This is a genomic window from Streptosporangium vulgare (assembly GCF_042428775.1).
Lineage (GTDB): Bacteria > Actinomycetota > Actinomycetes > Streptosporangiales > Streptosporangiaceae > Streptosporangium > Streptosporangium vulgare.
On the sequence record NZ_JBHMBS010000010.1, the window covers coordinates 238,206 to 261,479 of the forward strand.

Annotated in this window: 16 protein-coding genes; 9 read left to right on the top strand and 7 right to left on the bottom strand. The window is 71.0% G+C overall.

Annotated features, from left to right (window positions below; genetic code table 11):
* Window positions 1-532 precede the first annotated feature (532 nt).
* Both ACFFRH_RS22440 and ACFFRH_RS22445 read left to right on the top strand, forming a co-directional pair.
* Window positions 533-1,015 carry an RDD family protein gene (locus tag ACFFRH_RS22440; protein WP_344749927.1) on the top strand — a complete coding sequence of 161 codons (483 nt, stop codon included), beginning with the start codon at window positions 533-535 and terminating at the stop codon, window positions 1,013-1,015.
* 72 nt (window positions 1,016-1,087) lie between these two features.
* Window positions 1,088-2,587 (top strand): M1 family metallopeptidase, encoded by a 1,500-nt coding sequence (locus ACFFRH_RS22445; protein WP_344749928.1) that lies wholly within the window; start codon window positions 1,088-1,090, stop codon window positions 2,585-2,587.
* Window positions 2,588-2,720: 133 nt separating this feature from the next.
* Here ACFFRH_RS22445 and ilvA read toward each other — a convergent pair whose 3' ends face one another.
* The 4 genes from ilvA to ACFFRH_RS22465 all read right to left on the bottom strand — a co-directional run bounded on the left by ilvA (window position 2,721) and on the right by ACFFRH_RS22465 (window position 9,589).
* A complete protein-coding gene (ilvA, locus tag ACFFRH_RS22450; RefSeq protein WP_344749929.1) occupies window positions 2,721-3,929 on the bottom strand; it encodes a threonine ammonia-lyase in 1,209 nt (402 codons plus the stop codon).
* Window positions 3,930-4,448: 519 nt separating this feature from the next.
* Complete coding sequence (locus ACFFRH_RS22455) at window positions 4,449-6,032, bottom strand: right-handed parallel beta-helix repeat-containing protein (RefSeq protein WP_344749930.1); 1,584 nt, start codon at window positions 6,030-6,032, stop codon at window positions 4,449-4,451.
* 220 nt (window positions 6,033-6,252) lie between these two features.
* The gene (locus tag ACFFRH_RS22460) at window positions 6,253-7,530 is read right to left on the bottom strand and encodes a pectate lyase (protein ID WP_344749931.1); all 1,278 of its coding nucleotides are present in this window, start codon (window positions 7,528-7,530) and stop codon (window positions 6,253-6,255) included.
* Between the two features lie 877 nt (window positions 7,531-8,407).
* A complete protein-coding gene (locus ACFFRH_RS22465; RefSeq protein ID WP_344749955.1) occupies window positions 8,408-9,589 on the bottom strand; it encodes an FIST signal transduction protein in 1,182 nt (393 codons plus the stop codon).
* A gap of 367 nt (window positions 9,590-9,956) precedes the next feature.
* Between ACFFRH_RS22465 and ACFFRH_RS22470 the strand changes: the two genes are divergently transcribed.
* Together ACFFRH_RS22470 and ACFFRH_RS22475 are read left to right on the top strand one after the other, a co-directional pair.
* Window positions 9,957-11,354 carry a sigma 54-interacting transcriptional regulator gene (locus tag ACFFRH_RS22470; protein ID WP_344749932.1) on the top strand — a complete coding sequence of 466 codons (1,398 nt, stop codon included), beginning with the start codon at window positions 9,957-9,959 and terminating at the stop codon, window positions 11,352-11,354.
* Between the two features lie 9 nt (window positions 11,355-11,363).
* Window positions 11,364-13,310, top strand: coding sequence for a vWA domain-containing protein (locus tag ACFFRH_RS22475; RefSeq protein ID WP_344749933.1), 1,947 nt, complete (start codon window positions 11,364-11,366; stop codon window positions 13,308-13,310).
* A gap of 40 nt (window positions 13,311-13,350) precedes the next feature.
* Here ACFFRH_RS22475 and ACFFRH_RS22480 read toward each other — a convergent pair whose 3' ends face one another.
* A complete protein-coding gene (locus tag ACFFRH_RS22480; RefSeq protein ID WP_344749934.1) occupies window positions 13,351-13,773 on the bottom strand; it encodes a DUF6292 family protein in 423 nt (140 codons plus the stop codon).
* Between the two features lie 530 nt (window positions 13,774-14,303).
* On the opposite strand from ACFFRH_RS22480, the gene ACFFRH_RS22485 reads away from it, so the two are divergent.
* Window positions 14,304-14,729, top strand: a complete 426-nt coding sequence (locus tag ACFFRH_RS22485; protein WP_344749935.1) for a hypothetical protein — start codon at window positions 14,304-14,306, stop codon at window positions 14,727-14,729.
* A 312-nt stretch (window positions 14,730-15,041) separates the two neighbouring features.
* On the opposite strand, the gene ACFFRH_RS22490 is transcribed toward ACFFRH_RS22485, so the two are convergent.
* Complete coding sequence (locus tag ACFFRH_RS22490) at window positions 15,042-16,181, bottom strand: cystathionine gamma-synthase (RefSeq protein ID WP_344749936.1); 1,140 nt, start codon at window positions 16,179-16,181, stop codon at window positions 15,042-15,044.
* 318 nt (window positions 16,182-16,499) lie between these two features.
* Between ACFFRH_RS22490 and ACFFRH_RS22495 the strand changes: the two genes are divergently transcribed.
* On the top strand, window positions 16,500-17,798 hold the full coding sequence (locus ACFFRH_RS22495) for a sensor histidine kinase (RefSeq protein ID WP_344749937.1): 1,299 nt from the start codon (window positions 16,500-16,502) through the stop codon (window positions 17,796-17,798).
* Window positions 17,799-17,889: 91 nt separating this feature from the next.
* On the opposite strand, the gene ACFFRH_RS22500 is transcribed toward ACFFRH_RS22495, so the two are convergent.
* The gene (locus ACFFRH_RS22500; protein WP_344749938.1) at window positions 17,890-19,260 is read right to left on the bottom strand and encodes a cystathionine beta-synthase; all 1,371 of its coding nucleotides are present in this window, start codon (window positions 19,258-19,260) and stop codon (window positions 17,890-17,892) included.
* 130 nt (window positions 19,261-19,390) lie between these two features.
* Between ACFFRH_RS22500 and ACFFRH_RS22505 the strand changes: the two genes are divergently transcribed.
* The 3 genes from ACFFRH_RS22505 to ACFFRH_RS22515 all read left to right on the top strand — a co-directional run bounded on the left by ACFFRH_RS22505 (window position 19,391) and on the right by ACFFRH_RS22515 (window position 23,258).
* The gene (locus tag ACFFRH_RS22505; protein WP_344749939.1) at window positions 19,391-20,365 is read left to right on the top strand and encodes an SGNH/GDSL hydrolase family protein; all 975 of its coding nucleotides are present in this window, start codon (window positions 19,391-19,393) and stop codon (window positions 20,363-20,365) included.
* Window positions 20,366-20,424: 59 nt separating this feature from the next.
* Window positions 20,425-21,768 carry an outer membrane protein assembly factor BamB family protein gene (locus ACFFRH_RS22510; protein ID WP_344749940.1) on the top strand — a complete coding sequence of 448 codons (1,344 nt, stop codon included), beginning with the start codon at window positions 20,425-20,427 and terminating at the stop codon, window positions 21,766-21,768.
* Window positions 21,769-22,037: 269 nt separating this feature from the next.
* Window positions 22,038-23,258 (top strand): acetyl-CoA C-acetyltransferase, encoded by a 1,221-nt coding sequence (locus ACFFRH_RS22515; protein ID WP_344749941.1) that lies wholly within the window; start codon window positions 22,038-22,040, stop codon window positions 23,256-23,258.
* The last annotated feature ends 16 nt before the right edge of the window (window positions 23,259-23,274 follow it).

Below are 23,274 nucleotides of genomic sequence, written 5' to 3' on the forward strand. Positions count from 1 at the left end.
GCCGGGCCGCTGAGAAGGCGGGCGGCGCAGCCGAGGAACGATCGGGCTGACCGGGGCCGGCCACGGCTCCGGAGCCACCGGCTCCAAAGCGGTCGAGCTCAGGAGCGACCGGCTCCAAAGCGGCGGGTCCGGGAGCGACCGGGCTCAGGGCGACCGGCCCGGAGGCGACCGGGCTCGGAAGCCACCCGCCTTCGAAGCGACCGAGTTCGGAGGCGACCGGCTCGGGAGCAACGCATAACCACCCTTGGCTTTGCGATGGCGGCCTTGTGGTGATCACCCTTGAATGGGATCAGCACCGCTACCGCCGGACGGCCGGGGATCGGACCCGTGGTCCGATCCCGCACCGCCCGGGCCGGGCCACGAAGGCCCCGGCCCCGGCCCAGGTCACGAACCTGACCCCGGCCCCGACGCGGGCCACAGACCCGGCCCGGGTCACGGCCCCGGTCACGATCCCCTCCCCGGCCACGGACCGAGCCCCAACCCCGGCTCCGGCTCCGGCTCCGGTCGCGATCATGGACCGGGTCACGATCCCGTGTTCGGCTACCCGCCCGCCGGGGAATCTCCCGGCGGTTTTCCCTGGCCCGGTGCCATCAGACTGGGCGGACGCTGGCGCCGCCTCTTCGCTGGGATCCTCGACCTTCTCGTCATCGGATTCATCTCCTCGCCCTTCACCTACCGGACCGTCAGCACCATCACGGGCGCGGAGAATGGTCTGTCGGTGCAGGTACCCTACGCGGAGACTCTCCTGGTGGCGGTCATCGGCTTCCTGTACTACTGGCTGCTGACCGCCTTCTGGCAGGGTCAGACGCTCGGCAAGAGGATCTTCCGGCTGCGCGTGTCGGACATCAGCGGACAGAAGGCCGGTGTCGGGCAGGTCGCGCTCCGTGAGCTGGTCACGTGGTTGATGTACTCCACCTGCTGCCTGGGCTGGATAGATGTGGCTTTCATCCTTTTCCACTCACGCAAACAGGCCGTACACGACCTCGCGGCCAGGACGCTTGTCATAGACGCCTGATCGACGCAGGTCAGTCGCGTAGTGTGCCATTCCACGGGCTCGGCCGTCCGGCCGGGAAAGGGGCTTTAACGTATGGCGTCCAAACGGCTGGCCACCACGGCGACCGCCGCTCTTCTCAGCACGCTCGGGACCGTCGGCACGGTCGCCTGCTCGGCGTCGAACGGGGAGAGCGTCCCCGCCTCGAGCCCCGCGAGGCCGGACGCCTCAGTCGTGAGCCCCCTGAAGCCGGTCGCCTCCGCCTCCGACATCGCCACCGGCCGCGAGGCCGCCCCCGGCGCCCCGGGGATCGGCGACTCCGACTTCCCCACCGACGGCAACGGCGGCTACGACGTCGGCCACTACGGGCTCAAGCTGGGCTACGACCCGGCCTCCAAGCACCTGTCGGGAGTGGCCCGGATCTCGGCGCGGGCCACCCAGAACCTGGCGAGCTTCAACCTCGACCTCTCCGGCTTCACCGTGAAACGGGTCACCGTGGACGGCAGGCCCGCGAAATTCGCCAGGGCCGGGACCGAACTCGGCGTCACCCCGGCCGCGTCCATCCCGAACGCCAAGGCGTTCACCGTCGAGGTCGCGTACGCCGGCGAGCCCGAACCGGTCCGGGGCTCCTCCAACCTGGGCACGTACGGCTTCATCCCGACCAAGGACGGCGCGTTCGTGACCTGCCAGCCCAACGGGGCCAAGACCTGGTTCCCGGGCAACGACCACCCCTCCGACAAGGCGAGCTACGACTTCGAGATCACCGTGCCCGCCGGGCTGACCGCGCTGGCCAACGGCGAGCTCGTCGGCGCGCCGAAGACCACCGGGGGCAGGACGACCTTCCAGTGGCGGGAGAGCCACCCGATGGCCAGCTATCTCGCCACCATGACGCTGGGCAGGTTCGAGATGCTCCAGGGCACGACCCCCGGGGGCCTGAAGAACGTCGCGGCCGTCGACCCGAGGTTCCGCGGCTCGCTGCGGAAGCTGTACGACGTGTCGGGAAGGGTCACCGACTACTGGAGCACCGTCTTCGGCCCCTACCCCTTCTCCTCCACCGGAGGCGTGGTCGACGACTTCCCCGCCGGATACGCGCTGGAGAACCAGACCAAGCCCATGTACGGCGGTTTCGCCCCCGACGACGCCATCATCGCCCACGAGCTGGCCCACCAGTGGTTCGGCGACAGCCTCAGCATCACCCGGTGGAGGGACCTGTGGCTCAACGAGGGCTTCGCGACCTACGCCGAGTGGCTCTGGTCGGAGCACGAGGGCCAGGCCACCGCCGAGCAGCTCTTCCGCAGGCACTACAGCGCCGGGGCCGACGACCCGATCTGGAGCTACGCCCCCGGTAAGGCCAGGCCCGACGACCTGTTCAACAACTCCGTCTACACCCGGGGCGGCATGACGCTGCACGCGCTCAGGCAGCGGATCGGCGACACGGCGTTCTTCATGCTCCTGAAGGAGTGGAACGCCGCGCACAAGTACGGGAGCGTCACGACCCCGGAGTTCGTCGCGATGGCCGAGAAGATCTCCGGCAAGGAGCTCGACCCCCTCTTCGACGCCTGGCTGTTCACCGCGAAGAAGCCGACCACCTGGTGACGTAACCGGTATTGACGCCCCTCGCTCCCTTCGCGCCCCCGTGAGACGGCGGGGGCGGGGAGGCGCGAGGAAAACAGAGGGGCGGCACAGGCACAGGCACCGGCCCCCGCCCTCGTCCCCAGCCCCTCGCCGCTCACGTGACGGTGATCTTGTATCCCTCGACGCGCAGGGAGCCCAGCACCTCCTCGGAGTGCACCGGCCCCTTGGTCTCCAGCTGGAGCTGGACCTCGACCTCCCCCACGTGCATGCCCAGCCGCTCGTGCACGATGTCGAGCACGTTCGCGCCGAGTTCCGCCAGCCTCGACAGCAGCGCCGCCAGCGCGCCCGGCCGGTCGGAGAGCGGGACCCGCAGGGTGAGATAGCGTCCGGCGGCGGCCAGGCCGTGCCGGAGGACCTTGGCCAGCAGCAGCGGGTCGATGTTGCCCCCGGACAGCACGGCGACCACGGGCGGTTCGAACACCTGCGGGTGGGCCAGGATCGCGGCCACCCCGGCCACGCCCGCGGGCTCGACGACCTGCTTGGCGCGTTCGAGGCAGAGCACCAGCGCCTGGGAGATCTGGCTCTCGGTGACGGTGACGACGCTGTCGACCAGATAGTGGATCAGCTCGAAGGGCAGCTCGCCCGGACGGCCCACCGCGATGCCGTCGGCCATCGTCGAGGCGGGCCTGACCTGCACCGGGTGCCCGGCGGCCAGCGACGCCGGGTAGGCGGCGGCCCGCTCGGCCTGGACCCCGACGATCCGCACGCCCGGCCTCAGCGACTTGACCGCGAGCGCCACCCCGGCCGCCAGCCCGCCCCCGCCCAGCGACATCACGATCGTGCCGACCTCGGGCAGCTGGTCCACGATCTCCAGCCCGATCGTGCCCTGCCCGGCGACGACGTCGGGATGGTCGAAGGGGTGGATGAACACGGCCCCGGTCCGGTTCGCGTGCTCCCTCGCCCGCTCCAGCGCGACGTCCACGGTGTCACCCGCGAAGAGCACCTCGGCGCCGTACGACCGGGTCGCGGCCACCTTGGGCAGCGGAGCCCCCCGCGGCATGTAGACCGTCGCCCCGGTGCCGACCAGGCCCGACGCGAGCGCGACCCCCTGCGCGTGGTTGCCCGCGCTGGCCGCGACCACCCCCCGCCGCCGCTCCTCCCCGGTCAGCCCGGCGATCCTGACGTACGCCCCCCGGATCTTGAACGAACCCGAGCGCTGCAGGTTCTCGCACTTGAGGTGGACGGGCCCGCCGATGATCTCGGAGAGCACGTGGGAGTGGAGCAGCGGGGTGCGCAGGGCGACGTCGGCCAGCAGCTCACGCGCGGCGACCACGTCGTCGTAGGTCACCTGGGGGTCTGACATGCGGATCATCGTACGGCGTGCGCGCCCGTGAACCGGACGGGCGCGGACCGGGGCGCGCGGGCACTCGGCGGGGCGCTTCCGAGGACCCCGCTGCTCGCCGGGGCGGACCGGGCGGGCCTCGCCCCCCTCCGAGGGCACGGGCCCGCACACCGCGATCCGGGCCGGGCTGGAGATCGGAGTCCTCCCGCTCGCCGTGTGGCCCACCCGATTCCACCCGGTGGGCATGCCGGGGGTGAGGACACCCTGGAGTGGCGACGCGACCGCTCGTCTCGCCTTCGTCGTCGAATGGCGAACGCGTTTCCTCCCCGTCCGGCCTCTCTTTCCGGCCGATGCGGCGGACCCGTTTCCGGGCCCGCCGCATCGGTCTGTCGCGGGATCACGTCAGCGCCCGGGGTGCCCGCTGCCGGAAGGGCGGTGAACATCACCTACGGACCGATCGTGGTCAGGAGCGGGCCTGCGATGTCTTTCCCGGGACGGCCGAGGAGCGAGGCCGTGCCGCGAAACGCGGATCCGCCCAGGTCAGATCCGTGCTCCGACGTCGGCGCCGTTGGACGGGCGCAGGAAGACGGAGGACGGGATCGAACCGTTCGCCGCGCGGGGTCCGGTGATCGTGCTCGCGTCGGTGCTGACGAAGGTCCAGGTGCCGCCGAGGTTCCAGGAGTTGCCCGAGCCCGAGGACGACGAGCCGAGCGAGACCTGCGTCGCGTTCGCCACCGACAGGTTCTTGGTGAGGGTGGAGTCGGAGTCGGCGAAGTCGAAACCGGTGCCGCCGTTGCGCCAGGCGGTGTTGCGGTCGACGGTGAACCGGCCGGGGTTGCCGTTGTCGATGAAGCCCCCGACCGCGTTGTCGAACGCGATGGAGTTGCGGATCACGTGGTCGGCCGCCGGGTCGGGGTCGCCGCCGCCGAGCTTGAAGCCGTTGCCGTCTCCGGTGTAGTCGGGCAGGTTCCACCGGTTGAATCCGTTGCCCCACGCCACCGACGACTCCACGGTGATCGGGGACAGGAACATCCAGAAGTCCAGGCCGTCGTCGGAGTTGTTCCACAGCCGGGCACCACGCACCACGTTGCCGCTGCCCGAGCCCTCCTTGATGGCCAGGCCGTCGGCGCTCTCGCCGTTCTTGCGCGGGTCGCGGTTGCCGTAGGCGTCCAGGTTGACGATCTGGTTGTTGCCGGAGGCGCCCTGAAGGTGCAGGCCCGACTCGTAGTTGTCCCGGGTCACCAGACGGTCGAAGACGGTGTTGTTGACGTCCAGGCCGAAGACGCCGTACGGACCATGGATGATCTCCAGGCCGCTCAGGCGCCACCAGTCGCCCTCGATGTGAACGGCGCCCCGCTCGGGGCGGGGGATGCTTGAGCCGACCGCGCCGGGCGTGTAGGGCATGTTCTCACCGTCGAGGATGACCTTTTCGCCGTCGTGGTTGCGCATCGTGATGGGCTGGCTGGACGTGCCGTTCTTGAGGATCTGGATGTTCGTGCTCGGCGCGTAGGTGCCACCGCGGATGACGATCGTGTACCCCGGCTGCGCCAGGTCCACGGCCCGCTGAATCGTCCGCAGCGGCGAGGCCTGCGTGCCCGGGGCCGTGTCGTCGCCGGTGGTCGCGACGTACAACGTGTTCGTCGTCGGTGGCGGCTGGTCGCCGGTCTCGACGTCGAGGTGGTCGAGGTTGGGCAGGCCGGTGGCGGCGGTCGGGGTCAGCCGGACGGTGTTGGCGCCGGCGTTCAGCGAGACGGTCACGGTCTTGGTGGCCCAGGTCGACCACGCGCCGGTGCCCTCGAACGAGAGGGCCTGCGCGGTGGCCCCGTTGACGACCAGATCGGTCGGGCGGGCCGTGGTGCCGTTGGCGAACCGGATGCCCAGGGTCGCCGTGCCGGCGGTGGAGGCGGTCACGGTGAACTGGGCGTGGGCGCCTACGGCGTTGGTGGCGTTGCAGAAGCCGCTGCCGGAATAGCCGGCGTGGTTGGAGTCGATGGTGCCGGTGCAGACCGCGGGCGAGGTCTCGGCCTCGTATCGGGTGGTCGCGGCGTGTGCCGCGTTCACGGGCGGTGCGGCGAGCACGCCGGCCAACAGAGCGGCGCACGCGAGCAAAGGCGTCAAGCGCATCGTCGGTCTCCAGGATTGTCGGGTCGTCGGATGACGAGTGCGGGAGGGACCGCCGCGGGTCGACCTTTCCGGCACCTGGGTCGGCTCCGGTGAGGAGTACGACACGAGAAGCCGCCACCGTCGCGCGTTCCGATGCTCGGTGTGGTCTCACCGTTCCGGCCGGGGACGTCTTTCGGGAGTGCCGGGCAGGCGGGCGGGGGCGGCCCGCCTGCCCGGAGCTCTAGCGGCGGGTGATGTCGGATTCGGAGTACAGGCAGTGCGTGCCGTCGGGGCCCTCACCGATCTTGCTGGGCTCGCTGCCCTTGGGCACGCCCTTGTAGCGCTCGCAGATGGTGGCGCTGCCGTAGACGGTGATCCGGCTGAAGCGCGCGGTGTCGCCCCAGTTGGAGTTGATCCCGGCCAGCACCTTGGTGGAGCGGGCGGTGACGCCGTCCAGCACGACGTGGCGCTGGTAGGAGGTGGAGCAGTTGCCGCAGGCCCGGTACAGCTTGCCGGCGTTGTGCACCTGGAAGTTACGGATGGTCAGCTTGCCGGCTCCGTTGTGCTGGAAGACCTTGTCGGTGGCCGACTTGGCGCCTCCGCCGTCCACCAGGTAGGTGGCCGAGGAGCTGGAGCTGAGGAAGGTGGCGGCGTCCTCGCCGACGTCGTTCCACCAGACGTTGCGGATGGTGCACGAGCCCTCGCAGTGGATGCCGTCGCCGGCCGGGGCGTCGAGGATGACGTTCTGGATGGTGCCGCCGTTGGCCACGACGAACATCGGGTCCTGGCTCTCGCCCTGACCGCCGTCGCCGATGCCGTAGTAGCGCTTCATGCCGCCGTCGAAGAACGTGCCGGCGTCGCGGGTGGTGGTCTGGTGGACGCTGCCGGTGTCCGAGGGCCACGGGCCGCTGCCGTCACCGCCGCCCGGGGGAGGCGTCACGGTCGGGGTGGGCGTGGGAGTGGGGGTCGGGCCGGGCGTGCCACCTCCGCCGGCGGGCCGCAGCGTCCACTGCTTGGTGGCCGCCGAGTCGCAGGAGTTCTGCTGCAGCAGGGCGCCGGAGGAGGTGGAGTTGTCCTTGACGTTGAGGCACTTGCCGCCGTTGCCGTTGACCACCCGGTAGTTGGAGCCCGAGGCGGTGAGCTGCCAGGTCTGCGAGGCGGCCGAGGTGCAGGACTCCTGCTGGACCGCCTTGCCCGCGCTGGTGGAGGCGTCCCGCACCCCGAGGCACTTGCCGCTGTGCGCCGCCTTGATCTGATAGCCGCCGCCCGAGGAGGTGAGCGTGAAGACCTGCCCGGCGGTGTCGGCGCAGGCGCTCTGGGCCAGCTGGACGCCGTCGCCGGTGCTCTGCCCGGGTACGGCGGCGCACAGGCCGCTGCCCGCGTTGGCCAGCGTGTAGTTGCCGTTGGAGGGGGCTGCCGAGGCGGGCGTGTTGAACGTGACCACCAGCCCGCCGGTGGTGATGAGACCGGCGGTCAGGACGACCGCCAGCCTCCTACCGAAATGTTCTTTTTTACGCACTTCCAACTCCATTTCTGCGATCTGTGTGGATTCAGGGCATGGCAAACAGAGGTCGCGAGCCGCGGCGGCCCGAGGTGGGTTGCGTGAAGGTGAACCGGAGGAGCCCTGCGCCGTCGGGTGGTGACGCATGCCGTTGCCGGCCGCACCGCCTCGACACAGCAGTCACGCGGGCCACTCAGAGATCACATTTGTGAACAACCGGTTGCAGACACAGTCGCGTTACATGGAGGAAACGTCAATACGTTCAAGTAAAACTGCAAACGGGAACGGAGATTTCTCCTGGTCATTCCCTGATTCCTGCAACAACCGTTTGCAAAAACGCAGGCGAGGGGGCTCGCGCGGTCACGCTGCCCGGTTCACACCCACCACACTCTCCGTGAAACTTTCACGGCCGCCAGGCCACCGGACCTCCGGATCTTCGGACCTCCTGGCTCTCCTGGCTCTCCGACCGCCCGCCCCCGACCCCGACCCAGGCCCCCGGCCGCCTGGCCGCCTGGCCGCCTGACGCGACGATGACACGTTCCCCTTTTCTCCGCCCGCGGCCTCGACCGGCTCGCCGCCCGCCCGTGAGGCCGACGTCCGCGAGTGGTCTCGTCCACATCCGGGCCTTCCCATCGCCCGCCGGCGCGTGCTTAGCTTCGCTTGACGAGGGAAAGCGCTTACCTAGCCCTGTGGAGACGAAGGATGCGCCTCGAAGCCGCTATCGGTCGCCGAGACGTTGACCGTCAACCGACCCAACCCAACCCGAACCGACCCGACCCGACCCGAACGCGGGCGGCGGCACGATCCGGTTCACCCCCACCGGCGGCTCCGGCCTGCCGGACATCGCCCCGGCCACCGGCGGTCCTGCTCGTGACGTCCCCGGCCCCCGTGGACGTCACGAGCCCCCGGCCGGCTGGTGGGAGGAGAAGACCAGGACGGAGGCGGTGAAGCCGTGGACGTGGTTGTGGCCGCCCACGGGGCCCACCTCTCCGGCGGCGAAGAACCCGGCCACCCCGATGGGGCCCAGGGTGTCGCGTACGGCGACGGCGTCGTGGTCGGCGCTGCCGAACATGGCCGAGCCCCGCCCGTTGCAGGAGAACAGCAGGGCGCCGTCCACCCGGCCGAACTCCTCGCGGTGGGCGTCCAGCAGCTCGTACAGGTCCTCGTCGGCGGTGGCGGCGTCGCGGACCTGGAAGCGGACGGTACGGCCGATCTCGACGACGTCGCCGATGGCCACGGCCTCCCGCTCGGGGTCGATGCCGAGCACGCCCCTGATCAGGAAGTCGCCGTGCTCGTGCTTCTCGGCGTACTCGTCCATCGCGATGCCGATCTGCAGCCCCGAGGCGACCAGGTCGCGGTCGTCCTCGTCCAGGGCGCTGACGATCTCCTCCAGCCGCGCCAGGGCGGGCTGCCCGGCGAGTTCGAGCAGGAGGTTGTCCTCGGCGGAGGTGACGGCCATCGTCGGGCCGATCGGGCGGCAGCCCTGGCTGACGACGGTGCTGACGTTGAGGGCGCCGCTGAGCAGCACCCCGACGGCCCCCTCGGTGTGGATCTCCCCGTTGGCGAACAGCCGGACCGCGCCGCGGCCCTGGATCGCGTTGGCCAGGCCGCCGATCAGGGGGAGGTTCCCCATGACCTCCTCGGAGCGCTCGACGAAGCCGTCGGTGGGGAAGCTGTAGGGGTCGGCGAGCAGGATGGCCGCGTGGTCGTCGGGAGCGCGGTCGGGCAGGCCGACCACGACGAACCGGTCGTCGGTCCTCAGCGTGTCGAGCGCGAAGGTCGTGAGCCGGGCCCCGCCCAGCGAGGCGGCCCAGGCGCTCACCGCGGGGGTGACCTCGACCCCCTGCCCGTCGCCGATGACCCCGGTGGCGCTGCACCCGAGGACGGCGGCGCCGGGCGCCATGCTCATCGCGCGCAGCCCGGCGCGGGAGACGTCGTCGGGATCGTCCCCGCAGATGAAGAAGCAGAGCAGGTCGGCCGGTCCGGAAAGGCCGGACAGGGCCTGACGCACCGCGGTCTCGGCCGCGGAGACCAGATCGGACCCCACCGCGAGGCCGTCGGCGAAACGGCTCGTCATCAGCGCCACTCGTCTCGCCTCTCCTTCTTGATCCCTTGTCCGGTGGCCCGCCGGAGAGTGTCCGGATCTCACCCGAAACTCACTTCGAAGCCCCGAATCCTGCCTGAACTGCCGTGAAGTCTGTCATGAACTGCCGTGGTGCCGTGAAGTCCCTCGGCGCCACAGAACCGTGGACGCCGGAGATCTCACGTCGCGACCCCTTCCGGGGCCGTCCGGGCCCCCGGCCGGGGGCCGGGGCGATGCCTTGTCTTGGAGCGATTCTCCCCACTGGGGCCACAAGCACTCACGTTGTCCCTCACGCGATAGTCAAGATCCGAAAGAGGGATGAGAGTGCCGGATCGGGCGTTGTGGACGTAGGCTCGATCCCGTGCCTCACATCCCAGAGCCACGAACTCTGCGCGAGCTGCGCGCGAGCGGCCATATTCACCGTACGGTAAAGGCCGAGATCCGTGAGAATCTCCTGACCCGCCTGCGGGCAGGAGAGCCGCGGTTCCCCGGCATCGTGGGCTTCGACGACACCGTCCTGCCATACCTGGAGCGAGCGCTGCTCGCCGGGCACGACCTGGTCCTGCTCGGTGAGCGGGGTCAGGGCAAGACCCGGTTGATCCGCACCGTGACCGGGCTCCTCGACGAATGGACCCCCGTCGTCGAGGGCTGCGAGATCAACGACCATCCCTACGAACCCTCGTGCGTCCGCTGCCGCCGCCTGGCCGACGAGGCGGGCGAGGAGCTGCCGATCTCCTGGAAGCACCGGGACGAGCGGTACGGCGAGAAGCTCGCCACCCCCGACACCTCCGTCGGCGACCTGATCGGCGACATCGACCCCATCAAGATCGCCGAGGGGCGCACGCTCGGCGACCCGGAGACCGTCCACTACGGCCTGGTCCCCAGGAGCAACCGCGGGGTGTTCTCCGTCAACGAGCTGCCCGACCTGGCCGAGCGCATCCAGGTGTCGCTGCTCAACGTGCTGGAGGAGCGCGACATCCAGGTCAGGGGCTACAACCTGCGCCTGCCCCTGGACATCCTGCTGATCGCGAGCGCCAACCCCGAGGACTACACCAACCGCGGCCGGATCATCACCCCGCTGAAGGACCGCTTCGGCGCCGAGATCCGTACCCACTACCCGCTCTCGATCGAGACCGAGCTGGTCCTGATCCGCCAGGAGGCCGCGCTCGGCCAGGTGGGTGCCGACCTGCCCGACCACCTGATCGAGGTGATCGCCCGGTTCACCCGGCTCGTCCGCGAGTCCACCGCGGTGGACGCCCGCTCGGGGGTCTCGGCCCGCTTCTCCATCGCCGCCGCCGAGACCGCCGCCGCCTCCGCCGTACGGCGGGCGGCGCTGACCGGCGAGGACCACGCGGTGGCCAGGGTCGCCGACCTGCCGGGGATCGTGCACACGCTGCGCGGCAAGGTGGAGTTCGAGGTCAGCGAGGAGGGCCGGGAGACCGAGGTGCTCTCGCACCTGCTGCGCAGGGCGGTGGCCGAGACGTTCCGCGGCACGCTCGGCGGCACGGACCTGAACCCGCTGCTGGAGAAGTTCTCCGAGGGCATCCAGGTGGAGTCGGGGGTGACGGTCCCCGCGGCCGAGTTGCTGCGCAGGATCGGCCCGGTCCCGGGTCTGGCAAGGATCATGTCCCAGCTCGGCATCGGCGACGAGTCCCCCGGGCACGCCGCCGCCGCGCTGGAATTCGCCATGGAGGGCCTTTACCTCCTGCGCCGGCTGTCCAAGGACGAGGTGGACGGCACGACGGTTTACCGCACCTGAGGTGTCTGCATGAGCTATCGCTATGGCGAATACCGGGACGGGCCCGACCCGCTCGCCCCACCGTACGACGTCCGTTCGGCGCTGGACCGGATGGGTGACGCGATCCTGTCCGGTTCCAACCCCGCGCACGCCCTGCGTGACCTCCTCAAGGAGGGCCTGCCGGGCGCGCGGGACCGTCGCGGCCTGGAGGATCTTCTCCGCGAGGTGCGACGGCGGCGGCGCGAGCTGCGCGAGCGCGGCCGTCTCGACGGCACGCTGGAGCGGGCCAGGGCACTGCTGGACAAGGCGATCGGCCAGGAGCGGGCCGAGCTGTTCCCCGACCCCCCGGACGAGGCCCGGCTGCGCGAGGCGGAGCTGGCCGCCCTCCCCGACGACACGGCGAGCGCCATCCGGGAGCTGGGCACCTACCAGTGGCGTTCGGCCGCCGCCCGGCGAACCTTCGAGGAGCTGCGCGACCTGCTGCGCAGGGAGGTGCTCGACAGCCAGTTCCGCGGCATGCGGCAGTCTCTGGCCAACCCCGACCCGGCCGCCATGGAGCGGGTCAGGGAGATGATGTCCGATCTGAACGACATGCTCGACCGGGACTCCCGGGGCGAGCACACTCAGGCCGACTTCGAGCAGTTCATGTCGAAATATGGGGACATGTTCCCGGAGTCGCCCCGGAACCTGGAGGAGCTGGTCGACGCCCTGGCCCGGCGGGCCGCGGCCACCCAGCGCCTGCTGGCCTCCCTCACCCCGGCCCAGCGCGAGGAGCTCGACCAGCTGATCGAGCAGACCCTCCAGCAGGCCGGGCTGGACGAGCAGATGCGCCGCCTGGGCGAGTCCCTCTACGCCCGCCGCCCCGACCTGGCCTGGAACACCCCGGAGCGGCTGAGCGGCGACGAACCGATGGGCATGTCCGACGCGGTGAGCGCGCTGGACGAGCTCGCAGACCTGACCCAGCTGGAGGCCGCGCTCCGCCAGGACTACCCCGGCGCCCGCATGGACGACATCGACGAGGCGGCGATCCGCCGCGCTCTGGGCCGGTCGGCCGTCGACGACCTGGAGGCGCTCAAGCAGATCGAGCGCGAGCTGGAGCAGCAGGGCTACCTCCTGCGCCGGCGCGGCAAGCTGGAGCTCACCCCCAAGGCCGTACGGCGGCTGGGGGAGACCGCGCTGCGCCGCGTCTTCGCCTCCCTGGAGAGCGGGCGCCGCGGCGACCACGACCAGGTGGACGCGGGCTCGGCCGGCGAGCTCACCGGCTCCACGCGGCCCTGGCGGTTCGGCGACGAGCAGCCGATCGACGTGGTCCGCACGGTGATCAACGGTGTCCGGCGCGGCGGGAGCGGCGGCACGGTGACCCTGTCGGTCGACGACTTCGAGGTGGCCGAGACCGAGCGGCGCACGGCGGCCGCGGTGTGCCTGCTGGTCGACCTGTCCTACTCGATGGCGCTGCGCGGGACCTGGGCCGCCGCCAAGCAGACGGCGATGGCGCTGCAGGCGCTGGTGACCTCCAAGTTCCCCCAGGACTCGGTGCAGATCATCGGCTTCTCCAACTACGCCCGGGTGCTGCAGCCCGACGAGCTGGCGGGCCTGGAGTGGGACATGGTCCAGGGGACGAACCTGCACCACGCCCTGCTGATCGCCGGCCGCCACCTCGACCGTCACCCCGACTTCGAGCCGGTCGTGCTCGTGGTCACCGACGGTGAGCCCACCGCCCACCTGCGGCGCAACGGCTCGGCGGCCTTCGAGTGGCCCCCCACCCAGGAGACGCTGGAGCTGACCCTCGCCGAGGTCGACAAGATGACCCGGCGCCGGGCGACGCTCAACGTCTTCATGCTCGCCGACGACGAGCGCCTGAAGGAGTTCGTGAACGAGGTCGGGCGCCGCAACGGCGGCCGGGTCTTCTCCCCCGGCGCCGACCGCCTGGGAGAGTACGTCGTCAGCGACTTCCTGCGGACCCGCCGCACCCGCTGATTCTTGTGAGTCTCAGGGTCTCAGTCGTTGACCGTGAGTCTCAGGCGTTGACGTAGGCGACGTAGCCGTCGAGCGCCAGATCGAAGCCGTCGCGGTGGTGGCGGTGGGAGCGGTAGCAGGGCCGCCACGCCGTGCTGTTGCCGACGCCCGCGCGGGCGTCGGCGATCGCGGAGGGGACCCGCTCGGGAGAGAGCAGGAGACCGCCGCCGAGATAGCGGTCGTCGGTGAGGACCGTGGGGGTGGCGGGGTCGCCGCTCGCGTAGCGGCCACGGCGCCAGCCGCTCTCCTCGTCCCAGACCAGCGCGTCGCCGCCGGTCAGGCGGATGGTGACGGTGCGCGGGTCGCAGGGCCCCTGCCACCAGCTCTCGACCTGGTCACCCAGCGCCTCGACGACGAGGGCGGCGTAGCGGGACGGCTGCTCCCGCCACTCCTCGGTGTACGGCTCGACATGTTTGACACCCACGGCGGGGCACTCCCTTGTGCCGTCTTACTCTGTCCGATGGAACGCCCGCCCGGCACGACCACGGCTTCACCGCCGCCGGTCTCATCACACGGGAACGAGCTCGCCCACGATCCTACTAACCCCGCGGAGGTGCTCCGCGCGGAATGCGAAGATCGACAATCTCGTACGCCGGACACCCCCTCCTCGGCTCAACCGTGACCCTTCCGTAACAACCACCTCGAAACAAACGCCGTCTACCCAGTTATGGAGAAACACGGTTCCCGGAAGGGGAGGAAGTGAGTCCGATGCTCGCGGGAATTCTCGTGGCGCTGATGCTCATCGTCTGCGTCTGTTTCGAGTTGTGCATGGTCCCGCCCACGCACGACAGGCACGACACCGTCGAAGGCGAGTGATCCGGCCCTGTCCTGGACGGTGGCCGCGTCCCGCCACGCCGGAATGTCCTTCAAATGATCATTGAGAAAGACCCCGCCGCCGAGTGATGCCGTGCGAGCCGTACCCAGACGAGATCACCGGCTACTAATGTCTGGCGCATGACAGACCTGCTGCTCTGGTTGCACATCGGTTTTGCGATCTTCGCTCTGGGGCCGATCACCGCCGCCACGATGTCCACTCCTCGATTCATCCGTGCCAAGGACGTCGGCGTCCTGCGCTATCTGCACAAGACCACGCGTCTCTACGGTTTCGCGTCCATCGGGGTCTTCCTGTTCGGGCTGCTGCTGGGCCGCGAATTTCTCGGAAGGCCGTACCTGTCGATTTCCATGACGCTTTTCATCGTCGCCGCGGTGCTGCTGATCATGGTGGACCGGGACCAGAGCACCGCCATCCGGGTCCTCGCCAGCGAGAACCCGGACGACGACGCCAAGGTGCAGGTGGGCCGGATCGCCGCGCTCTCCGGTGTGATCGTGCTGATCTGGATGGTCATCCTGGTGCTGATGGTCTGGGGCGACCCGGTCTGAGCCACCCGCCGACCCGGCCTTGGCCGGCCGGTGGCCCGCACCAGTGGCCCACGGGCCGACAGCCCTGCCCTCCGCCCCGGCAACCCGGCCTCTGGCCCCGGTGTCCTCGGTGGCCCCGTGGCCCGGCACCTGGCCCGGACGGCCCGGTGACCCGATGGTCCGGTGGCCCGGCGCAAGCCCATCCGAGCCTCGCCGTCCCCACCGTCCCCGCCGTCCTCGCGCCGGACCCGCGCTCCCGCCCCGAACCCGTCACGGCCTGCCAGGGCCTCTCACGGCCTGCCAGGGCCCTGCCGGAGCCCGTACCCTCCCTCCCTACCCCAGCGCCTGGGTGAGGTCGGCCAGCAGGTCGTCGATCGACTCGATGCCGACCGAGAGGCGTACCAGGTCGCCGGGAACCTCCAGCGGCGAGCCCGCCACGGAGGCGTGGGTCATCCGGCCCGGGTGCTCGATCAGCGACTCCACGCCGCCGAGCGACTCGCCCAGGATGAACAGCTTGGTCCGGTCGCACAGCTCGACCGCCTCGGCCTCGCCCCCGGCGACGCGGAAGGAGACCATGCCGCCGAAACGCCTCATCTGCTTGGCCGCCACCTCGTGGCCGGGGTGGTCGGCCAGGCCCGGGTAGAGCACCGAGGTCACCCGCGGATGGGCGAGCAGCAGGTCCACCACCCGCTCGGCGTTGTCGCAGTGGCGATCCATCCTCACGCCGAGCGTCTTGAGGCCGCGCAGCGTCAGCCAGGCGTCGAACGGCCCCGCCACCGCGCCCATCGCGTTCTGGTGGTAGGCGAGCTCCTCGCCCAGCCCGGCGTCCCGCGCGACGAGCGCGCCGCCGACCACGTCGGAGTGACCGCCCACGTACTTGGTGGTCGAGTGCACCACGACGTCCGCGCCCAGCGCCAGCGGCTGCTGCAGGTACGGGGAGGCGAAGGTGTTGTCCACCACCAGCAGCGCGCCGCACTCGGTCGCGAGCTGGGCCAGGGCCGCGATGTCCGCGACGCCGAGCAGCGGGTTGGTGGGCGTCTCCACCCAAATTATCTTGGTCTTCTGGGTCACGGCGGCCGCCACCGCCGCCAGGTCGCCCAGCGGCACCGGGTCGTAGTGCAGCCCCCAGCGCTCGTGGACCTTCGCGAACAGGCGGTAGGTGCCGCCGTACGCGTCGTTCGGGATGATCACGTGGTCACCCGGCCTGCAGATCGTGCGGAGGATCGCGTCCTCGGCCGCCAGCCCCGAGGCGAAGGCCAGGCCACGGCTGCCACCCTCGACGGCGGCCATGGCCTCCTCCAGCGCGGCCCTGGTCGGGTTGGCCGACCGGCTGTACTCGTATCCGGCGCGCAACCCGCCCACGCCGTCCTGCTTGTAGGTGGACACCGCGTAGATCGGCGGCACCACGGCCCCGGTCGTGGGGTCGGGCTCCTGACCTGCGTGGATGGCCAGCGTCTCGAATCCATGGTTCATAGGGTCAACGCTACTCGCAGCGGCGGGGGCCCCAGGGCCTCGGAAACCACCCGCCGCGGCCCTCCGCCGCCTACTCGGCCCGCTCCCTGTTGATCCGCGAGAGCAGGACCGGGTCCGCGAGCGTCAGGGCCGCACCGACCACGAGCCCGGCGACCAGCAGCACTATCCCGATGACGGTCATCTCTTTCCCCCTTCGACCTCTCAAGAGTCGGTCACCGGCTCCCCGCGCCGCCTCCGCTGAAGAGCCGGTTCCGGTGAGGGCGATTCGGCCGAACGGCCGATATGACATCTCCTCCGCGGGGCCTAGGCTCGGGGACCGTGGGAGAAACGAGCCGGCTGGTCTACTGGATCAAACGACTCAGCGAGATCGCGTTGATCGGCTGGCTCGTCCTGCTCCTGCTGATCGACGTGATAGTGGCGATGCACGACCTCAACGCGGCGACCCTGCTGAGCCCGGTGTGCGGCCTGGTGGGCGTCGTGGCGGTGGTGCGACGCCGCCGCCGAAGGGTCGGCGGGCTCGTCACCCTGATGACGGTGTCGTTCCTGTCCTCCCTGGTCATCGGGATCACCGGTGGTGACGGCGCTCCCGGCGCGGCCGAGATCGGGTCGCTGCTGATCCTCACCGTCGGCGGGTTGCGCGCGATCGAACCGGTACGGCGGGCCGCGCTGCTCTCCCTGGCGGCGATGATCGTGCTCGAAGCCTCCGCCTCCCGTATAAACTCCGTGGCCCCGGAGCCGGCGGTGGCGGTCGGCTTCCTGCTCTTCGTCTGCTGGTCCTTCGCCGCCGGTATCGGCGCCTACCTCCGCTTCCAGCTGGAGCGCCGCAGGGAGGCCGTCGACACGGTACGGCGGTCCGAGCGCCTGGAGCTCGCCAGGGAGCTGCACGACCTGGTCGCCCACCACATCACCGGGATCGTGGTGCAGGCGCAGGCCGCCAAGGTCGTCGCCGAGCAGAAGCCGGAGGCCGTGGTGCCCTCCCTGGAGGCGATCGCCAACGCCGGGGCCGACGCGCTGACCTCGATGCGCCGCCTGGTCAGCGTGCTGCGCTCGGAGGACGAGGCCGCCCGCTCACCGGGCAGCACCCTCATGGACATGCGCACGATGGTCGAGCGCTTCTCCGCCGCGGGCCCCCGGGTCACCTTCGACATCGGCCAGGGCATCGCCGACGGCAGCGTGGCCCCTGAGGTGATGACCACCCTCCACCGGGTCCTCCAGGAGTCGCTGACCAACGTCCGCAGGCACGCCCCGGGCACCGGCTGGGTCGAGGCGGACCTGAAGCTCACCGACGGCTCCGACCTGCGCGCGTGGGCCGAGGGCGTACGCGCGAGCAACGGCCAGGCCCCCCGCGCCCGGCGTGCCGCCTACGTCTCCGCGGGCACCTCGGCCGGTGGGGGCATGGGTGCCACCTCGATTCCCGGCGCCACCTCTGCCACCGGGGGTGCCGTGCGGTTGCGGGTGCGCAACTACGGCTCGATGGCCGACATCAGGATCTCCCGCCTCGGTGGCGGCTTCGGCCTGGTGGGCATGGCCGAGCGCGTCGAGGCGCTCGGCGGCCGCCTCATGGCCGGGCCCACCCCCTCCGGGGCCTGGGAGGTGATGGCGGAGTTCCCCCTCTGACCCCGGAGGACCCGGAGGACCCGGAGGACCCGGGAGACCCTGCCGAGGGCACGGCCCTGGTGGCGCGGCGAGCCCTGGTGGTCGGCGGGCCCTAGTGGTTGGCGAGGAAGGCGAGCAGGTCCTGACGGGTGATCAGGCCGACGGGCTTGCCGTCGTCGAGGACGACCGCGGCGTCGGCCTTCTCCAGCGCCTCGACGGCGATGGAGACCGGCTCCCCCGCGCCGATCGTCGGCAGCGGCTGCGACATGTGGGCGGCCAGCGGGTCGGTCGGCCGCACCCGGCCCCGGTAGAGGGCGTCGAGCAGGTCGCGCTCCAGGATCGAGCCGACCACCTCGGCGGCCATGACCGGCGGCTCCTCCTTCATCACCGGAAGCTGCGACACGCCGTACTCGCGCATGATCGAGATGGCCGTGTCGACCGACTCGTGCGGGTGGGTGTGCACGAACTCCGGCATGCCCGAGCTCTTGCGCGTCAGGACGTCCCTGACCAGCCCTTCCTCGCTGGAGGTGGTCAGGAAGCCGTAGTCGGCCATCCACTCGTCGTTGAAGATCTTCGACAGGTAGCCCCGGCCGCCGTCGGGCAGCAGCACCACGATCACGTCGTCGGGCCCGGCCCGCTCGGCCACGCGCAGCGCGGCGACCGTCGCCATGCCGCAGGAGCCGCCCACCAGCAGCGCCTCCTCGCGGGCCAGGCGGCGGGTCATGATGAAGGAGTCCCTGTCGGAGATCGCGATGACCTCGTCGCAGATCGTGGTGTCGTAGTTGGCCGGCCAGATGTCCTCGCCGACCCCCTCCACCAGGTACGGCCGCCCGGTGCCACCGGAGTAGACCGAGCCCTCCGGGTCGGCTCCGATGACCTTGACCCGGCCGCTGGAGACCTCCTTGAGGTAACGGCCGGTGCCGCTGATCGTGCCTCCGGTGCCGACGCCCGCCACGAAGTGGGTGATCTTCCCCTCGGTCTGCTCCCAGACCTCCGGGCCCGTGGAGTGGTAGTGGCTCTCGGTGTTGTGCGGGTTGGAGTACTGGTCGGGCTTCCAGGCGTTCGGCGTCTCCTTGGCCAGCCGGTCGGAGACCGAGTAGTAGGAGTCGGGGTGGTCGGGAGAGACCGCCGTCGGGCAGACCACGACCTCGGCACCGTAGGCGCGCAGCACCGAGATCTTGTCCTGGGCCACCTTGTCCGGCACCACGAACAGGCAGCGATATCCCCGCTGCTGGGCCACGATGGCGAGGCCGATCCCGGTGTTGCCCGAGGTGGGCTCCACGATCGTGCCCCCCGGGCGCAGTTCCCCAGACCGCTCGGCGGCGTCGATCATCCGGACCGCGATGCGGTCCTTCACCGATCCGCCCGGGTTGAAGTACTCCACTTTCGCGAGTACCTGGGCGGAGATGCCCTCCGTCACCTTGTTCAGTCGGACGAGAGGGGTGTTGCCCATCAGCTCGACGAGCGAGTCATGTACGCGCACCGGGATATCACCTCGAAATACCAAAGCTCGGTCGGCTTGTTGTGGTCACCGTGATCCCATGGCGGTGGCAGGGACTCGGCTGTGCTACCAAAGGCAACGCTACCGCCCCGTACGGAGGGAGCGACGCCACGTGATCTGGACACCCGGAGTGGCGAGAACCGCCCGCCGCATCGCCGCGGCGGCCGCGCTGGGCGGAGGGGGCCTCACCGCGCTCGGCGCGGCGACCTACGGCCTGCTCCTGGCCGAGGCGCTGGTGGCCCGGCGCACCGTCGGACGCCCGCACGGCATGGAGGGACCGCCCTCGGACGGTGTGTACGGGGCGTTCGGCGGCGAGCCGCTCAGGATGGTCATGCTGGGCGACTCCACCTCCGTCGGCCTGGGCACCTCCGACCCCGCGGAGACGCCCGCCGTACTGATCGCCAACGGGCTGGCCGTGATCGCCGAGCGGCCGGTGCGGCTCACCGTGGCGGGTATGTCGGGAGCGACCTCCGCGCAGCTGGGCGAGCAGGTGGACAAGGCGCTGAAGGCCCGTCCCGAGATCGCGGTCGTCTTCATCGGGGCCAACGACGTCACCTCGCAGAGCAGGCCCGCCCATGCCGTACGGCACCTGCAGAAGGCGGTCAGGCGGCTGCGTGAGGCGGGGGCGGAAGTGGTCGTGGGCACCTGCCCCGACCTCGGGACGGTCCGGCCGATCGCGCAGCCGCTGCGCTGGGTGACACGGAGGTGGAGCCGCCAGCTGGCCGCCGCGCAGACCGTCGCCGTGGTCGAGGCGGGCGGGCGGACGGTGGCCTTCGCGGACCTGCTGGGGCCGGAGTTCGACACGAACCCCGCGGAGATGTTCGGCCTTGATCGTTATCACCCATCTGCCCAAGGCTATCTCCAGATCGCTTACGCGGTGCTACCTTCCGTATGCAGTGCGTTGGAACTCTGGCCCGAACCCCGGGCCCGGCGCACTGAGTCGATCTACCTCGCGGCGGCCAAGGCCGCGGAGGAGCCCGGCGCCGAGGTCTCCGCGACCCGGGTCGCCGGACGAGCGACCGGACCTCACGGACGGTGGGTGACCATGCTCGGCCGCAGGCCGTGGATGCGGCCCAACGACGCCTGACCACGGTCACCCTCCGCTGCGAAGCCGTAACGCCTCGCCCGCATTGGAGTGGAATACCCGTGATCCGGCCCCTCGCGAACCCGGCCCTGGTGCTCGCCGGAGCTCTGGCCCTGGGCGGCTGCTCCGGCACAGAAGCGGCCACCCCCGACCATCCCACCTGGCACAACACCGAGGTGAACGCGGTCAGCCGCACCACCACCGCCGCCGGCGTCGCCACGACGACCTCCATGAGGCCCGACGGCACGCTGGAGACGGTGGCCCTCGACCTCGCCACCGGCAGGAAGCTGTGGGCCCACCCCTCGACCATGGCGGGCCGCCTGCCGGGGATGGGGGTGCCCGCCCCCGCGATCGTCGAGACCTCCGCGGGGCAGGCCGTCGCGGTGACGATCGACCCCGCCAGGCGGGGACGCTGGAAGGCCACGCTCGTCGGCCTCGACGGCAGGACCGGGGCGCGCAGGTGGAGCCGCCCGGTGCACTCCACCTTCGGCCCGCAGCGGTGCGGGGCGCTCGTGTGCGTGCCCGAGAACACCGCGCTCGCGAGCGCCCGCGTCGTCGTCCTCGACCCGGCGACCGGCAAGGTCATGTGGAAGATCCCCGGCATCGCCGAGGCCGAGTGGTCCGACGCCTCGCGCGTGGTGTTCCTCCGCCTGGCCCGCCATCCCGTCCTGGAGGCGCACGACCTGAAGACGGGCAAGACCATCTGGCGGACCCCCGTCGAGCAGCCCCTCGGCGCCGGGGTGGACCTGTCGGGAGGCTGGTCCTTCGGCGCGACGGCGGGAAACCTCGTCGGATACGTCGCCCCCTACACCAATCCGAAGACGAGCAAGGTCTCCGCCTTCGGCCTGTTCTCCGTCAAACTCACCGACGGCACGGTCAACTGGATGCGCCCGTCGGTGGTCCGCGTCTACCCCAGCGGCAGCCCCGGCTTCGCGCCGGTGGTCCGCCCGGTCGACCAGGAGGGCCGCTACGGCGGGTTCGCCCGGCTGGAGGCCGGCAGCGGCCGGGTGCTCGGCCAGATCTCCGCCGAGCAGGTTCCCGAGTCGGGCTGGTGGCTGGCCTTCCCGCCCCGGATGGAGAAGGTCGGCTTCCTGCGGCACGGCAAGCCGGGCAACGCCTTCGACCTGCCCACCGGCCGCAACGCCGACGTGAAGGACGAGCGGGCCTGGTCCTTCTGCGTGACCGATCCAAAGCCGCTCGCGCTCAAGGGCCAGAACCCCGGCTTCTACTCGGTGGCCTCGCTGTGCCAGTTCAGGCTCGCCGACGGCACGCGGGTGTCCGGCTCGGGCGCCCCGCCCCTGTGGTTCACCGGCAGCCAGAACGGCTGGCGGATGTGGCGCGACGAGAAGGGCGGCCTTCACGGGATCAAGGACGGCGACGGCACCTCTCCCGGCATGTACGGCTGACCACCCCGCGCCCGCCACCGTCCACCCGGCCGGCTCCCCGGTCGGCCTTCGCGGCCGGCTCCCCGGCCGGCTCCTCTGTCGGCCTTCGCGGCCGGAGGGGCGCCGACGCGCGGCGAGGCCCCGCCCCGTCCTGTCCCGGACCGGACCGGACCGGACGGGGCCTTGTGCTTACCGTACAAAGTTCTGTTTCTACGCCCCCCGGGCGTGGCTTCCGGCATACCGCGCGGTACGCTCCGCTGGAGGAGCAGACACGAACCCAGGAGAGCCACATGCCCGAGGCAGTCATCGTCGCGACCGCGCGCTCGCCCATCGGACGCGCCTTCAAGGGGTCCCTCAAGGACATCCGCCCCGACGACCTGACCGTACAGATCATCCAGGCCGCGCTTGCCAAGGTCCCCCAGCTCGACCCGACCACGATCGACGACCTCATGCTGGGCTGCGGCCTGCCGGGCGGCGAGCAGGGCTTCAACATGGGCCGGGTGGTCGCCACCCTGCTCGGCCTGGACACCGTACCGGGCACCACCGTGACCCGCTACTGCTCGTCCTCGCTGCAGACCACCCGGATGGCCCTGCACGCGATCAGGGCCGGCGAGGGCGACGTGTTCGTCTCGGCGGGCGTGGAGTGCGTCTCCCGCTTCGGCAAGGGCAGTTCCGACTCGCTGCCCGACACGATGAACCCGCTGTTCGGCGACGCCCACGCCCGCTCGGTCAGTGCCGCCGAGGGCGGCAAGGGAGTCTGGCACGACCCGCGCGAGGACGGCCAGGTGCCCGACGTCTACGTGGCGATGGGCCAGACGGCGGAGAACCTCGCCGGGCTGAAGGGCGTCTCCCGGCAGGAGCAGGACGAGTTCGGTGTCCGTTCCCAGAACCTGGCGGAGAAGGCTCTCGCCAACGGCTTCTGGGAGAAGGACATCACCCCGGTGACCCTGCCCGACGGGACCGTGGTGAGCAAGGACGACGGCCCCCGGGCGGGGACCACCTACGAGGCGGTCTCCCAGCTCAAGCCGGTCTTCCGGCCGGACGGTACGGTCACCGCGGGCAACTGCTGCCCGCTGAACGACGGCGCCGCCGCCGTGATCGTGATGAGCGACACCAGGGCCGCCGAGCTCGGCATCACCCCGCTCGCCCGGATCGTCTCCACCGGGGTGACCGGCCTGTCCCCCGAGATCATGGGCCTGGGCCCGGTCGAGGCCTCGAAGCAGGCCCTGGCCAGGGCGGGCATGGCCATCGGCGACGTGGACCTCGTCGAGATCAACGAGGCGTTCGCCGCCCAGGTCATCCCGTCCTACCAGGACCTCGGGATCGACATCGACCGGCTCAACGTCAACGGCGGCGCCATCGCGGTCGGCCACCCCTTCGGGATGACCGGCGCCCGGATCACCTCCACGCTGATCAACAGCCTCGCCTTCCACGACAGGTCGATCGGCCTGGAGACCATGTGCGTCGGCGGCGGTCAGGGCATGGCCATGGTCCTGGAGCGCCTCAGCTGAGACGGCCGGAGCCGGC